Annotated in this window: 10 protein-coding genes; 3 read left to right on the top strand and 7 right to left on the bottom strand. The window is 71.3% G+C overall.

Going from position 1 to position 14456, the window contains the following annotated elements; genetic code table 11:
- Positions 1-173 precede the first annotated feature (173 nt).
- On the bottom strand, positions 174-1631 hold the full coding sequence (locus OWM54_RS10595; protein WP_267697409.1) for a cytochrome-c peroxidase: 1458 nt from the start codon (positions 1629-1631) through the stop codon (positions 174-176).
- A 126-nt stretch (positions 1632-1757) separates the two neighbouring features.
- Between OWM54_RS10595 and OWM54_RS10590 the strand changes: the two genes are divergently transcribed.
- A complete protein-coding gene (locus OWM54_RS10590) occupies positions 1758-3893 on the top strand; it encodes a M28 family peptidase (protein ID WP_267697408.1) in 2136 nt (711 codons plus the stop codon).
- A gap of 40 nt (positions 3894-3933) precedes the next feature.
- Here the strand turns inward: OWM54_RS10590 and OWM54_RS10585 are convergent, their stop codons facing one another.
- Together OWM54_RS10585 and OWM54_RS10580 are read right to left on the bottom strand one after the other, a co-directional pair.
- The gene (locus tag OWM54_RS10585) at positions 3934-4545 is read right to left on the bottom strand and encodes an SMI1/KNR4 family protein (protein ID WP_248544176.1); all 612 of its coding nucleotides are present in this window, start codon (positions 4543-4545) and stop codon (positions 3934-3936) included.
- Between the two features lie 102 nt (positions 4546-4647).
- Positions 4648-7887, bottom strand: coding sequence for a serine/threonine-protein kinase (locus OWM54_RS10580; protein WP_267697407.1), 3240 nt, complete (start codon positions 7885-7887; stop codon positions 4648-4650).
- A gap of 217 nt (positions 7888-8104) precedes the next feature.
- On the opposite strand from OWM54_RS10580, the gene OWM54_RS10575 reads away from it, so the two are divergent.
- Positions 8105-8530 (top strand): DoxX family protein, encoded by a 426-nt coding sequence (locus OWM54_RS10575; protein ID WP_267697406.1) that lies wholly within the window; start codon positions 8105-8107, stop codon positions 8528-8530.
- Between the two features lie 40 nt (positions 8531-8570).
- On the opposite strand, the gene OWM54_RS10570 is transcribed toward OWM54_RS10575, so the two are convergent.
- The 4 genes from OWM54_RS10570 to OWM54_RS10555 form a co-directional block, all read right to left on the bottom strand.
- Complete coding sequence (locus tag OWM54_RS10570) at positions 8571-9050, bottom strand: (2Fe-2S)-binding protein (RefSeq protein WP_223752053.1); 480 nt, start codon at positions 9048-9050, stop codon at positions 8571-8573.
- A gap of 2 nt (positions 9051-9052) precedes the next feature.
- Positions 9053-11209, bottom strand: coding sequence for a xanthine dehydrogenase family protein molybdopterin-binding subunit (locus OWM54_RS10565; RefSeq protein ID WP_324289063.1), 2157 nt, complete (start codon positions 11207-11209; stop codon positions 9053-9055).
- A gap of 132 nt (positions 11210-11341) precedes the next feature.
- Positions 11342-12610: an SGNH/GDSL hydrolase family protein gene (locus OWM54_RS10560; protein ID WP_267697404.1), complete on the bottom strand. Its 1269-nt coding sequence runs from the start codon at positions 12608-12610 to the stop codon at positions 11342-11344.
- Positions 12607-13668, bottom strand: coding sequence for a hypothetical protein (locus OWM54_RS10555; RefSeq protein ID WP_223752050.1), 1062 nt, complete (start codon positions 13666-13668; stop codon positions 12607-12609). Before OWM54_RS10555 ends, OWM54_RS10560 begins: the two co-directional genes overlap by 4 nt.
- 190 nt (positions 13669-13858) lie before the next feature.
- Here OWM54_RS10555 and OWM54_RS10550 point away from each other — a divergent pair, with 190 nt between their 5' ends.
- On the top strand, positions 13859-14437 hold the full coding sequence (locus OWM54_RS10550; RefSeq protein WP_223785436.1) for a hypothetical protein: 579 nt from the start codon (positions 13859-13861) through the stop codon (positions 14435-14437).
- Positions 14438-14456 lie beyond the last annotated feature (19 nt).

Below are 14456 nucleotides of genomic sequence, written 5' to 3'. Positions count from 1 at the left end.
GACGTCCGGGGTGGACGCCCGCGCCCGTGGGGAAGCGGGCGCGGGCGGGATTACAAGCCACGCGAAGCGAAGAACGACCATGCCCCGAGGAGCATCCTCCACGGGGCAACGACAGGTTGGTCGACGAGGCCCGCCGGACTACGCTGGCGGGTTGGTCTCCTTCACGTCTGTCTTCAGAGCCGCTCGAGGAAGCGCAGCAGGTCCTGCTTCTGGGCGGGGCTGAGCGACTCGGGCGGTGCGCCGGGGAGCTCCGGGGGATGCACGGGAGGCAGCTCGAGCGCGGACGTGAAGGGGATGACGAACTGGCTGTAGAGGTCGACCACGCCCTTCAGCGTCTCGATGCTGTTGTCGTGGAAGTACGGCGCCGTCCGCGCGGCCCCTCGGAGCGTGGGGATGTCGAAGGCCTCGAAGTCCAGCGGGTTGCCGGTGACGAGCGCGCGACCGGGGTCCGTGGTGAAGGCCTGGGGAAAGAGGTTGGGGCCGACGATGGGCGCTCCGTTCTCGTCCACGGCGGGGTTCGGGTCGTACGGGTCTCCGCTCGCGGTGACGGGGATGGGGGGCAGGTCCGTCACCTGCCGCGTCCGGGTGCCGTCCGTGTAGAAGCGGAACCGGTAGCGCGGCAGCTCCAGCGAGGCGTTGTACAGCGTGGGGAACTGGCCAATCTGTCCCAGGTACGTGAAGCCTCCGACGGCGATGTTCAGGATGTCGGGTGTCTGGCGTTGGCCCTGCACGGGGACGGGGCCCGTGCCCGGGACGTTCGTGAAGACGACGTTGCCGTCGGGCTTCGTCACCGGGAAGCCGGAGGCGAGCTCCAGCATCGCCGGCTGGGAGATGTGGCTCAGCGTGGGGCTGCCGTGGCACGGCTCGCAGCCGACCTTGAAGACCTCGCGTCCGCGCGTCTCGGCGGGCGTGAGCCAGAGGAAGTCCTCGGGCGACGGGATGCGCGAGAGCGGGACGCCCGCGTCGAGCAGGCTCGCGACGAAGCGCGGGCGGGACGAGGTGAACGCATCGCGCTGGAAGCTCGCCAGCTGGCGCAGCTGTGAGCGGGGGACGGCGCCACCCTGGCTGTGGCTGGTGATGGCGGCCTGGGCCTGGTCCTCCAGGTTGGATTCACGCCCGTCGAGCTGGAAGAAGGGGCCGGTGAGGGCCACGTCCTGGATGCTCGGCACGCCTCGCCAGACGAAGACCTTCCTGTCCGCGGGGGTGATGACCTGCCCCTGGGCGTCGATGACATCCATGTTGTCGGGAAGGGGCAGGACGACGCGGACCAGTCCCTTCTTCAGGTGCTCGTACGTGGGCACCGCCGCGTTCGGGTCGTCCGCGTCGATGGGATGGAAGAGCACGTCCCGCGGGTTGGAGGCATGCAGCGCCTGGACGTGCGCGGGCTTGAGCGCGGTGCTGTCGTCGAGCACGTGACAGGTCGCGCACGAGCGTCCGTTCGTGTTCGGAAAGGCGTGGGTGAACAGTCGCTTGCCGGGAGCGGAGCTGCTCAGCGCCGCCTCGGCGGTCGCGGTGGGCTCCGCCGCGGTGACCTCGGGGACGTCCCGCTCCGGCTCGGCGGGGGTGCAATGCGTCAGTCCGCCCAGCGCGAGCACGCCGGCGATGCGCAGGAAGATGCGCGTGGGAATCATGGAGTCTCCAGGGTGTGGACTCCCTGGAACACCGGGTTCATCCCGAACTGTCACCTGTCGGTCCGCAGGCAATGGATGTTGGACTCGAGCGAAGGGGGATGCTGAGTTGCCTGCACCGAGACCTCCATGCGCCATCGCCTGCTCCTGTCCGTCGCCGTGCTCGTGTCGCTCCCCGCCTTCGCCCAGCTTCCGGTGTCTCCCGTGGGGCCGGTGTCGCCCACGACGGGCCTGGTGCTGAGGGACGACGTGGTGCGCGCCCTCATCTCGGAGAGCTCCGGGGACCGCATCCATGACGGTGTGCAGCGACTGTCGCTGCTGGCCCGGGACAACGCGGAGGGCTACGGGCAGGCGGCGGAGTGGGTCGCCGCGAGCGCGAAGGCCGCGGGGCTGCAGGACGTGCGCGTGGAGCCGATGAAGGAGGAGCCCCAGTGGCGCGCCACCCGGGGCGAGCTGTGGGTGTCCGGGCCGCACCGCTACAAGGTGACGTCTCACGCGGACCAGCCCATGGCGCTGGCGCTGCGCAGCGGCAGCTTCGAGGGCAAGGCGCTGGAGTTGGTCGACGTGGGGCAGGGCAACCAGGACTCGGACTACGCGGGCAAGGACTTCCAGGGCAAGGTGGTGCTCACGCGGGGGCACCCCGTCGCGGTCCTGCGCCGGGCGGTCGGGAAACTCGGCGCGGTGGGCGTGCTCTCCTCGTACTCGACGCCGCCCTGGAACCAGCCGCATCGCATGGATGGGGACTTCCCCGACCAGATTGGCTGGGCGGTGGTGCCGCCGGGGATTCGGCCGGAGGGGCAGCCGGCGCCCTTCCTGTTCATGCTCACCGACCGCCAGGCGCGCGAGCTGCGAGCGCAGCTCCTGACGGGCCCGATGAAGGTGGACGTGAGCATCGCCACCGAGACGAAGCCGGGGCACTACTCCGTCGTCAGCGGCGTCATCCCCGGCCAGCGCTCGGACGAGGAGATTGTCCTCACCGCGCACCTGGACCATTACAAGCCGGGGGCCAATGACAACGCCTCGGGCGCGGCCACGGTGCTGGAGATGGTGCGCACGTACACCACGCTCATCCGGGACGGCGTGCTGCCGCCTCCGGTGCGCACCGTGCGGGTGCTGTGGCTGCCGGAGTTCGAGGGGACGCGCGAGTGGTTCGAGCGCCACGGCGCCGAGCCGGTGCGGCGGGTGGCGCACTACAACTTCGACATGCTCGGCGCGAGCCTGACGAAGGTGCACTCGCGCTTCTCCGCGTCGTACACGCCGGACTGGCTGGGCAGCTTCGTGAACGCGGTGACGGAGTCCACGGTGGCGTTCATGAACCGCTTCAACGCGGTGACGTATCCGTCCCGCAAGGACTTCCGCATCGGCTCCGTCACCGGCTCGCGCGAGCCGATGGACATGCACCTGGAGCGCTATGGCCGGGGCTCGGACCACCAGCTCTTCAATGACCACGGCATACCCGGCGTGGCGTTCTCCACCTGGCCGGACGACGCGTATCACACGAGCGGGGACCGGCCGGAGAACGTGGACCCCACGCAGCTGCACCGCGCGGCGTTCGCGGGGCTGGCCTCCATCACCGTGGCCGCCTGGGCGGAGGGCCCGGGGGCCCTGGAGCTGGCGCGGCTGGTGTCGGTGCACGGCGCCCGGCGCGTGGCGGAGGACGAGTTCCGGGCGCGCAAGGACCTGGCCGCGGCGCCCGCCGAGCAGGTCGCGGGCACCTACCGGCTCGCGCGCGCGGTGGTGCGCGCCGCCTACGCGCGGGAGCGCGAGGCCTTGCGCTCGTGCCAGCCGTTGGGCGCGCCGGCCGCGTCGGTGAAGACGCTGACGAAGCAACTGGACCGCGCCGAGGAGCAGGCCCTGGAGCGCGTGGAGGCGGATGGCAAGGCGCGAGGTGTCTCGCTCAAGGAGCCCGCTGTGACGGAGGCGGAGCGCCGCGCCCGTGCCTTCGTCCCGCGACGGGTGAAGGGCAAGGAGCTGGCCTCCTTCGATGAGCTGGCGGGCAAGGTGGCTCCAGCGGACCAGCCCCGGGTGGACGCGGTGCGGGCCGCGTTCCGGGATGCCGCGTCGGCGCTGCGGGCGCAGGGGGAGGGCGAGCTGCGCTTCTACCAACTGCCGGATGCCATCGTGAGCTACGCGGACGGCCGTCGCTCCGTGGCGGACATCCGCGACGCGGCCTACGCGGAGTACGGGTACGTCTTCCCGGTGGAGGCGCTCGTGGACCTCTTCGCGCTGCTCCAGCAGGGCGGCATCATGACGAGCACGCGCTGAGGCACGAGGGCCCCCGCGACTCGGGGGCCGTGGCGCCGGACTACAGCGACAGGCGCTTGTCGGCGAAGGTCATCCCGGGAGCGCCCACGTCCTTGAACCAGCTCGGCGGCTTGGGGGCGGTGAGGGCCGCGGTCATCGTCTCGAGCCACTGCGGGAAGGACTCGAAGTCCGGCGTGGCATCCTCGGGGTTGTGCCACGCACCGGTCGCGAGCACGCGGGCGCGCGGCTGGTCCTGGTGGTGGTAGTAGATGGGGTACTCACCATTCGGACCCGGCTTGCTCACGTCGAAGCACCACACGGCCTCGCCGCCCGCCTCCGCGAAGCCGACCAGGTGGTTGGTGGAGAGGTCCACGCCCTCCTCGATGGAGACGCCCTCCGGCAGGTGGACCAGGTCCTCGTTCGCGCTGGCGATGTCCTCCGCGTCGTAGAGCCAGAAGCCCACGTCCAGGCCGTCCGCCTGGAGGTTGCGCTCCGCGATGCACAGTCCCAGTGCGAGCGCCTCGCGATAGCTGGGGGGCGGCGTCCAGCGCAGGGTGCCGAAGTGCGGCTTCACGGCCTTCACCAGCGCGTCGGCCGAGATGGGCTCGGAGAGGGTCAGCTCCAGCAGCTTCGACTGCTTCAACGCCTCGATGGACTGGGAGACTTGTTTCATGTGCGCGGACGCTAGCCCGCGACCCGCGCGAAACCAACGACGTCCGGCCTGGGCGCCGCGTGACGTCGGGCGCGGGACATCACGGCTCCAGGCGCGCGTGAATCATCGCTTCGCCGGCTGTGCGAGCCACGTGTCGATGCGTTCACGCAAGGGCTGTGGGGCGCCATCCAAGATGGCCAGCTGCTTCGCCTCGGTGGCGAGCCGCGCCGCGCGAGCGCGGTCCCTGCCCGACTCCCAGAGGGCCCGCGCGAGCATGAAGCGCGCATCCGTGCGCTGACCCGGCAGAGGGCGCGCATGCTCCCAGCCCGCGACGGCGCGCTCCAGGGGCGCGATGGCCTCCGCGGGGCGATGGAGCAACAGGTAGACGCTCCCCAGGTCCAGGAGGGACGCGGTCCACCGCTCGTCGGCGTCGTCCGGCAACGCCAGCTGGAGGTCGACGGCCCGTTGGAAGAAGGGCAGCACCTCCTCATGGCGCTGCTGTCGCATGAGCGCGCGCCCGAGCAGCCGCAGGGTGGAGATGAGGATGGGGTGCTGGGGCCCGAAGAGCTCCTCGCGGATGGCGAGCAGCTGGCGGAAGTGCTCCTCGGACAGCCGGTAGTCGCCTTGCTGGAGGCGGAGCACCCCGAGGTTGCCGTGGATGACGGCCGCGCCGTGGCTCTTGGGGCCGTCCGTCTTCTCGGCGATGGCCAGGGCGCGCGCGTAGATGGGGAGCGCGTCCCGGAAGCGCTCCCGCACCACGAGCGTCGAGCCCAGGTCGTTGAGCGCGTCGTAGACGCGGGGGTGCTCCGGGCCCAGCGTGCGCTCCAGGATGGCCAGGGCCTCGCGGACCGTCTGCTCCGCCAGGTCCAAGTCGCGCGCGTCCTGCTCCGCGTTCGCGCGCTGGGGCACGAAGGCGCCGTCCCGCAGCACGGGGACGAGCGCCAGCCGCACGCGAGCCACCTCGGGGTGCTCGTCGCCGAGGGTCCGTCGGGTGATGTCCACCGCGCGCTCCAGTGTCACCCGGGCCTGGGCCAGCCGGGCGTCGCGCCACTGGCTGACGCCGAGCTCCAGGAGGACGTCCGCCACCTCGAGGCCGTTGGCGCCGAAGGCCTGCTCCGCCAGCAGCAGGGCCTGCTCCTGTTGGGCCGCGGCCTCGGGGTAGTGCCGCTGCATGCGCAGCAGGGTCCCCGAGTAGGTGAGGAGCTGGATGCGCGCCAGGAGGTGTCCGTCCCCCAGGCGCTCCAGCGCCGCGGCGGCGCGGTCCTTCCATCGCGCGGCCAGCTCGTACTCGTCCAGGCCGATGCAGGACACACGGACCAGGAGTATCCATGCGCGGGTCGCCACGGCGTCCTGGCGCGTGGCCTCCGCGGCGTCCAGGGCCTCGAAGAGCGCGCGCTCGGCGCCTCGCCAGTGGCCGGCGCCCTCGCGCAGCTCGCCGAGGAGCAGCGAGAGCTCCGCGAGCGCGGGTCGATGCCCGGCCTCCTTCGCGACGCGCGCCGCCGGCTCCACGAGCGTGAGGCCCTCCTCGTAGCGACCGGTGGCGAGGAGCGCTCGGCCCCGGGCCAGGGCCGACCGGTGCGCCGGGGCTCCCTCGTCCGCCGTCTCGTGGGGTGCGCCTGGGGCGTGTTGTCCGGCGCAGGCCGTGACAGGCGCCAGTCCCGTCGCCGCGCGGTGGGCCTCGTCCACCGTCCTCGCGTTCGCCTGGGACAGGAGCGTGGTGAGCGCGGAGACCTCCGCGAGCCGGTTGTCGAGGCAGCGCATGCGCCACCCCAGCACCGCCTCGGTCGGCGCCTCGCGGACCTGGGAGGCCCGACAGGTGTCGGTGCGCATCCGCTCCCAGGCGGAGGTATAGGCGTCCAGCTCGCGGCGGACGCGCTCCCAGGCCACCTGGGCGTAGGGCCTGCCGGTGGCCGTGAAGGCGGCCTGGATGCTGGCCTGCTGCGCCGGGCCCCAGACGTGGGTGAGCTCCTCCTTCGCGCCGTCGCAGGCCCGGCGGGAGTGGAGGACATGGGTGAGGCCCACGGCCAGGGCCAGCAGCGCCCCGCCCCCCGCGACCCACAGTCCGCGTCGTCGACGCGCGGTGGGGTCCTGCCCCAGGGCGTCCAGCAGCGCGGTGAGGGTGGGGAAGCGCTCCGAGGGCGTGTCGGCGAGCCCGCGCGACAGCACGCGGCGCGGCCATGTGGGGACGCGCGAGCCCGAAGGGAGGGGCGCGAGCTGTCTGGCGCCGGGCGGCGCTCCGCCCGTGAAGGGCTGGACGCCGTAGAGGGCCTCGTGGAGCGCGACGCAGAAGGAGAACTGGTCGGCCGCCGGACTCGTGAGTGAGGCGTCCTGGAGCACCTCCGGCGCGGCGTACGAGCACCGGAGCGGCGCCTTGCGCTTCGACAGGCCGAAGCCGGTCACGTGGACGCGTCCCTCCGCGCTGACGCGCAGTTGGTCGGGTCCGAAGCCTCCGTGCGCGATGCCCACCGCGTGCGCCGCCGCGAGCCCTCGCCCCGCGTCGATGAAGACGTCGAGCACCTGTCGCGACGTGCGCGGCGAAGCCGCCAGCCAGCCGGCGAGGGTCTGGGGCTCCACCCGCTCCATGGCGAGGAAGACATGGGGCCCGAACGTGCCCACGTCGTAGATGGCCACGACATTGGGATGGGAGACGCGGGCCCGCGCCTGGGCCTCACGCAGCAGGAGGGCGCGCTCCTCGTGCTCGGCGTCGGTGCCTGGCGCGCTGCTGGTGCGCAAGAGCTCCAGCGCGACGCGGCGCTCCAGCTCCGGGTCGTAGGCGTCGTACACGACGCTCACGGCGCTGGCGGACAACACCTCGACCAGCAGATAGCGGCCGACCGTGGCGCCCTTCGCGGGAGCCCAATCCTCGGAAGGCGTGAGGGCGGAGTCGGGATGCCTCTCACCGGGAGGTGGAGGCGATGCAATCCAGTACAGCGGGTCACCATCGTGTGACATCACCAGGGCATGCCGTCCCAGCTTCAGCGTCTCTTCGAGCCCCGTGACAGGCGCGTAGAAGACGCGCTCGCTCCGGGGGGGCGCGAGGACACCCTCGGCGCTCAGCACGTATTCAGGGAACACGTCCTTCATCTCCACTGGGGCGTGGAGGAGGAGCACCACGTACGCGTCGCGCCGGAGGCCGGCCAGGATGTCGGAAGGCTGGAGGTCATCGCTTGTCGCGACGACGGGAGCCCGGGTCTGTTGATAGGTGCCCGTGCGCGGGTCGAAGTCGAAGATGGCGAGCGCCGCGGGCCGCAACGAGGGCAGGGTGCTCGTCAAGAACCGCTCGACGGCGGTCCATCCAGGATGCCGCGAGTCGGCGGACAGGGCCCATTCCTGGTACGTCCGCTCGCCGTCCACTGGCCGCATGTGTTCCTTATGGGGCATGGGGCGAGGACCTCGCAAGCCGTGGTGAAGACAGCCCCGCGGGTTTCACCACGAGATATCGCCTGGACATGATTCCAATCGCTTGGCGAGACCTCCCACCAGAGGAAGACCTGGATTATGTCTCGCGTCAGGTCAAACCCGGAGCGCACCCGTCGCTCCCGCCCGAGCTGAAGAGCCCGGACTCCTCGAAGGATTCGCCATGAAGCTCGCCTCCTTGTTCCCTGCTCCCCTGCCGACGGCGCCCAGCGTCGGGCTGCTGCTGCTTCGCCTCGTCGCTGGCATCGCGTTCATGTTCCACGGCTGGTCGAAGATCCAGAACCCGTTCGGCTGGATGGGCGCCGAGGCCCCCGTGCCGGGCATCCTCCAGGCGCTCGCCGCGCTCTCCGAGTTCGGCGGCGGGCTCGCCTGGGTGCTGGGCCTGCTCGTCCCCCTGGCGTCCCTGGGCCTCTTCTTCACCATGGCCGTCGCGACTCACGTGCACGCCGTGGTGAAGGGTGACCCGTTCGTCGGCCACGCCGGCAGCTATGAGCTGCCCCTGCTCTACCTGGTCATCGCGGTGGTGCTGATGACCGTGGGTCCCGGTCGCTTCGCCCTGGACACCTGGCTGCGCAAGAAGCTCGGCTGAGTCCGGGCAAGGCTCGGGGCGCCCGCATGCCAGGCGCCCCTCAACCGCCCCCCGCGCCGCTTCGCAGCAGCAGGGCGGCGCGCTTGATGGCGGCGCGGATGCGGACATAGGTGCCGCACCGGCAGACGTTGTCGCTCATCGCCGCGTCGATGTCCGCGTCGGACGGGTGGGCGTTCTTCTTCAGCAGCGCGACGGCGGCCATGATCTGCCCCGGCTGACAGAAGCCGCACTGGGCCACGTCCTCCGTCATCCAGGCCTGCTGCACCGGATGCAGCCCCTGTGCGCCCAGACCCTCGATGGTCATCACCTCGCGCCCCTGAAGCGTGCCCACCGGGTGGATGCAGGGCCGGAACGCCTCGCCGTCCAGGTGGCTGGTGCACGCGCCGCACACGCCCACGCCGCAGCCGTACTTCGGCCCCGTCACGCCCAGCACGTCGCGCAGCACCCACAGGAGCGACAGGTCCTCGGGCGCCTCCACCGACACCGTCTGACCATTGAGGATGAACTGATGGGCCGGCATGCTCAGACTCCCTCGTCGAGGATGGGGAAGCGGTTGGGCATCGTGCCCCGGGCCCGTGCAATCGCGTTCGTCAGCGCGGCCGCGGCGCTGGGGTAGCCCAGCTCGCCCACGCCGCCCACGCGGTCATCCGAGCGCACCAGGTGCACCTGGATGTCGGCCGGGACGTGCTTCATGCGCATCCAGCGGTAGTCCGCGTAGCTGCTCTCGCGCACCGCGCCCGCGTCGATGTGGATGCCCGCGCTCAGCGTGGTGGACATCGCGTCCACCGCCGCGCCCTGGAGCTGGGCCTCGATTCCCTTGGGGTTGATGGGCAGGCCCACGTCCGCGGCGATGACGATGCGCAGCACCCGCGGCGTCCCTCCGGTGACGTCCACCTCGATGAGGTGCGCGATGGCGCTCCCCCACTCCTCCAGCACGGCGACCCCCTGCGCCACCCCGGGCGGCAGCGCGCGCCCCCACTGCCCCTCCGCCACCACCTTGTTCAGCACCGCCTTGAGCCGGTTCGAGTCGAGCCGCTCGCGACGCAGCGTCACCGGGTCCACCTGGAGCTCTCGCGCCAGCTGGTCGACGAAGACCTCGTTCGACACGCCGACCTGGCTGGTGAACACCGAGCGGAAGGACGCGGTGGGAATCGGGATGGAGATGTCGCGCAGCTCGTGGCTCACCTGTCCGAACGAATAGGGGAGCTTCTGCGACAGCGCGAAGAACACCGCGCCGGTGACCTCCGGGAGCACTTCTCCGACCAGCGCGGTGACGACGTCGCCGAAGCCGTGCGGCACCTCCAGGGTGGGGATGGCGGCGCGGTGGTGCCAGCCCAGGATGCGCCCGCCCAGACCCAGGTGGGCGAGGATGCGGTGGTGGCTCGCGGGACGGAAGCGCCCGTGGCGCATGTCATCGTCCCGGCTCCACATCAGCTTCACAGGCTTGCCGATGGCCTTCGACACGAGCGCGGCCTCCACCGCCGCCTCGTTGAAGAACCTGCGGCCGAAGCCACCGCCCGCGCGCACGGTGTGCACCGTCACCTTCCACGGCGTCAAAGCCCAGCCGAGCGCCCGCGCCACCTCGCGCTGGGCATGCTTCGGGTCCTGCGTCCCCACCCAGACCTCCGCCAGTCCGCCCTGCACGCGCGCCACGCAGCTCTGCGTCTCCATGGGGGCGTGCGCCAGGTAGGGGAAGTCGAATCTCCCCTCCAGCGTGCGCGTCGTGAACAACGGCGGCAGGGGCCGCGCGCCGATGCCGTCGCGCAAGCGCGTGCGGATGTCCGCGTCGGACAGCGCGCTGGCGGGGCCGGGCGTCCAGGTGATGCGCAGCGCCGCGCGGGCCGCGAGCGCCTGTCCGAAGGTCCGGGCCACCACCGCCACGCCGGTGCCCAGCGAGACCACGTCCACCACGCCGCCCATGGCCCGCGCCGCCGCGTCGTCGACGGTGCGGACGGTGCCGCGCAGCGTGGGAGGTCTCGCCACCACCGTGGGGAGCGCCTCGGGGAGGTCGAGGTCCAGGGCGTGCCGGGTCGCCCCCGTGACGATGTCCCGCGCGTCGATGCGCCCGGTGGGCTGGCCCACCAGCGTGTACTGGCTCACCGGCTTGGGCTGCGTGGAGACCAGCGGCAGCACCACGCGAGCGGCATCCTGCGCCAGCTCGCCATAGCCGGCGCGTCGACCATCGGGCGCGCTCACCACGCCCCGCGCGGTGGTGAGCGTGGGCGCCAGGACCCGCCAGCGCAGCGCCGCCGCCGTGACGAGCCGGGCCCGCGCGTCCGCCGCCGCGGCGCGAAGCGGCCCGGACAGGAGGCGCATCGTGGTGGACATGCCCGTGAGCTGGGTGAACCAGCGCGAGTCCGCGTCCTCGTGGAGGATGGAGACCGCGTCGAGCGCGACGTCGAGCTCCTCCGCGACGAGCATGGCCACGGCGGTGGTGATGCCCTGGCCCATCTCCGTGCGTGGAAGGGTGGTGGTGACGCGTCCGTCCTCCTGGAGCGTCAGGTAGAGGTTCATCGTCGCCGCCGCCGTCTCCTCGGGCTGCGCGGCCTGGGCCGTGGGCACGTCGAGCCCCAGCCGGGCCGCAATCATCAACGTGGGAGAAGCGACGACCCACGTCAGGAAGCGACGGCGGTCCAATCCTTCGGAAACGGGAGCGTCTGACCCGAGCGTGTCCGCCATGGCCAAAGCATGGCACACCGAGCATGTGAGCCCAATGGCCTGCCAGGTCGCTCCATCAGCCGTTGGACACGTGTGTCGTTCAATGAGGACAGAGCATTCTCCTGTCCACGGCGTGGCTTGTTGGCAGATGCCCTATTGGCGAATCACGTCCTGGATGAAGCGGCTCAGCGCATCGGCCATCTTCGCGTGTGTGGCGGCGGACGGATGCCAGTCCTCGGCGACTCCGTCCACGGACGGATTCTGCACGGCCATGACATGGCGGTGGACGCGCGTGTCGCCCTGTTGATGGCGCTCCGCGACCAGCTCGGTGAGCCAGTCGCCCACGTGGACGGAGGTCACCTGGCCGCCCTGCTCGTGCTGCTTGTAGCCATCCGTCATGCTGCCCAGCGTACACACGAGGTGTGCTCGCGGATGCAGCGTGCGCAGGCGCGTGAGGAACGTCCGATAGGCGGACTTGAAGGCCGCTTCATCCGGGAGGAACACGTCGGTGCCGTGACCGGCGAGGGTGTCGTTGCTCCCGGCGTTGATGACAATCACGTGCGGTGATTCACCGGAGGAATCCCAGGGCGCGCTGTGGCCGGGGACCGCGAGCTCGTAGAGGGCGGGGACCAGTCCCGTCGTCGACAGGTCCAGGTTGCGGTACACGCCGTGCCCCGAGTGGCAGATGAGCGAGGCCTCCGCGCCCAGCTTCCGGGCCGTGAGCCATGCGTAGGCTCGCGTGGGGTTCTCGTTCTTGGAGGTGAAGGTCGGCGCCCGCCAGGAAGGGGAGGGCGGGATGATGGCAACCTCGGAGCCGTAGCCGCAGGTGATGGAGTCTCCGACGAACTCCATCCGCAGCGCCGCGCGGGGCGGCGGCTCCCGGAGCTCTCCGTGGACCTCGAGCGCCTCGAGCGTGGTGACGCCCACGGAGGTCTCGGTGCGCTTGAGGACCTCCACCGTGTGGAGCCCCAGCGGGAGCCCGGTGGCGAGCGGATAGGTGGCCGCGCCGCTCTTCACCTCCAGCTTCTGGGGCGCGCCCCCGTCGACGATGACGTCGAAGTAGTTGGTCTTCGTGTCGCCGCCTGTCCCTGCGTCGTCGAGGCGCATGCGCAGGGCATCGCCCCAGAACCGCACGCGAATCGTCACGCCGGGATGGGAGAAGACCACGCGAGTCCCGGAGCGGTACGCGCGTCCGATGACCTGCACCCGCGAGTCGGAGGCGGGGATACCGAGCCATGAGGGCGTCTGGGCAGGGGCTTCCACGAAGGGCGCGGACTCCGATGAGACGAGGTGCGCGGCGTTGTCGTTCGGAGTCTGCGAGGACGACCGGCACGCGGTCATCGACATCGTGAGTCCGAGCCCGAGGGCCGGCAGGCCGCGTGAGTGTCCTCGGGGCTTCGGGGGGCGGGTGGGGGGCTTCATGGCTTCCTCCGAGAGTCCATCTTGCGCCGTGGGGCCGTGGAGGGTCGGGAGGTCTTGAACAACAGTGTCCAGCGCTCGCCATCGAAGAGGGAGGCGCCTCGGTGGCTCGCGCTCAGCATCCTCGTGCCATCCGGGCTGAGTCCGATGCGACCGGAGCACCTCGCCACGTCCGCCTTCATCCTCGGGTCCACCTCGCGCACGGGTCGCAGCCGTCCTTGCTGGGTCTTCACCCAAAGGCCCTCATGGGTCCCGCAGTAGAGCGCACCCGCGAACCACGCGCTGTCGCTGAACTCCGACAGGGGCAGCCCTCCCTCCTGGAGTCGCTTCCACTGCTTCCCCCGGCCGACCCAGAGAGCGCCCCGGTGGCCGGTGAGGTAGACGTTCCCATCACCGGCGCAGCACACCGTGTGCACCAGCGTGTCCTTGGCAAAGGGCAACTTCGTCCAGTCCTTCCCGTCGAAGTGCCAGACATCACCGAAGCCGCCCACGGCGTACAGGTCGTCGGAGGCGAAGCCATCCAGGTCGTTGAAGCCCGTGCTCCATCCCGCCTGCTTGTCCGTCGCGCGAGGGAAGGGCGCGCCCTTCGCGCTCGCCGCGAGCGGCACCCAGCGTTGCGCGCCCTGGCGGCGGAGGATTTCGCGGGCATCGGTGAGCGCGTAGACGTGGCGGCCCACGCGCTTGAGGTTCCTGACGTGGCCCTCGTGGTGCTTCAGGCGAGGTTTCCATGGCAGCGGGGGCGCATCCTGGGTGGGCGTGCCCCGGCCTGGACACCGGTAGAGCCGCCCGGCGGGGTCGACCGCGAGCAGCTCGAGTGAGGGAGAGATGGCCACCGCGCTGCGCACCGGACCGAGATTGAGCGCGTCCACATGGGAGAACCGCCGCGCGGCGGGCGCGTCCAGGTCGCAGCAGAGAAAGCGCGTGTCGGGGTCGAGGCTGAAGCCCGCCTCGCCTTCATCCAGGACGAGGGTGAAGTGGAGTCGCCCCGCATGGGAGATGGCGCAGTCATGGATGACGTAGCCGCGCAGGTGCCGGCTCCACGTCCTCGCGTCGAAGAGCATGTGCCGGCCGATTCTGCCTCGCCGCCCCTCCCGGGACGAGGCCGGGTCCATGGGGACGCGCCACCGGTCGACACGGTCCGCCCTGGGGGAGGGGGCGCGCTTCGTGCGCGGGCGCATTGAATAGCGCTCGCTCCCCGCCGTATAGGCGGATGCCCGTTTCATTCCTGGGCCTGGAAGGAACCGATACATCATGGGTGTGCGCTGGATGCTGGGCTGGACTCTTCCGTTGGTTGCCCTCGGCTACGCCGAGGCGTCGTCCCAAGCCGTGGTGACCCCGAGCACCCAGGGGGCCCCCGCGCCGGCGGCCCCCAAGCGCGTGGAGCTCTCCTATCAGGACCCGAGCTGCAACCCGGCGGAGGCGCAGCAGTGCCTGTGCGTGGGCAGCGTGGGCTCGGCGGAGTCCGCGCTGCGCGAGCTCGGGCTGGATGCGCAGGTGCTCCGCACGACGGGCGTGCCCTGCATCCGGGGCGACTTCGACCAGGACGGCGCGCCGGACTACGCGTTCCCGGGCAAGGGCTTCTCGTGCAATGGCTCGGTGCCCGTGCGCGTCCTCTTCACGAGCAAGGGGCTCGTGCGTGAGGTCCAGTCACTGCCCCGCGAGGTGAGCTGCCTCCAGCTCTACCTCCCGAACAAGAAGCCCGGCCGCCATGGCGTGCCCGCGACGAGCCGGGATGCGCTCGTGGACTGGGGCGAGGGCAACGCCACCTGGTTCTATCGCTATGATGGCAAGCGCTGGGACGCCACCCGCCACCTGTCCGAGTCGCACTGACCCGGGGTCCTCGCCTGCC

This window comes from Myxococcus sp. MISCRS1, assembly GCF_026626605.1.
Taxonomy (GTDB): Bacteria; Myxococcota; Myxococcia; order Myxococcales; family Myxococcaceae; genus Myxococcus; species Myxococcus fulvus.
This window is presented reverse-complemented; position numbering and strand designations above follow the sequence as displayed.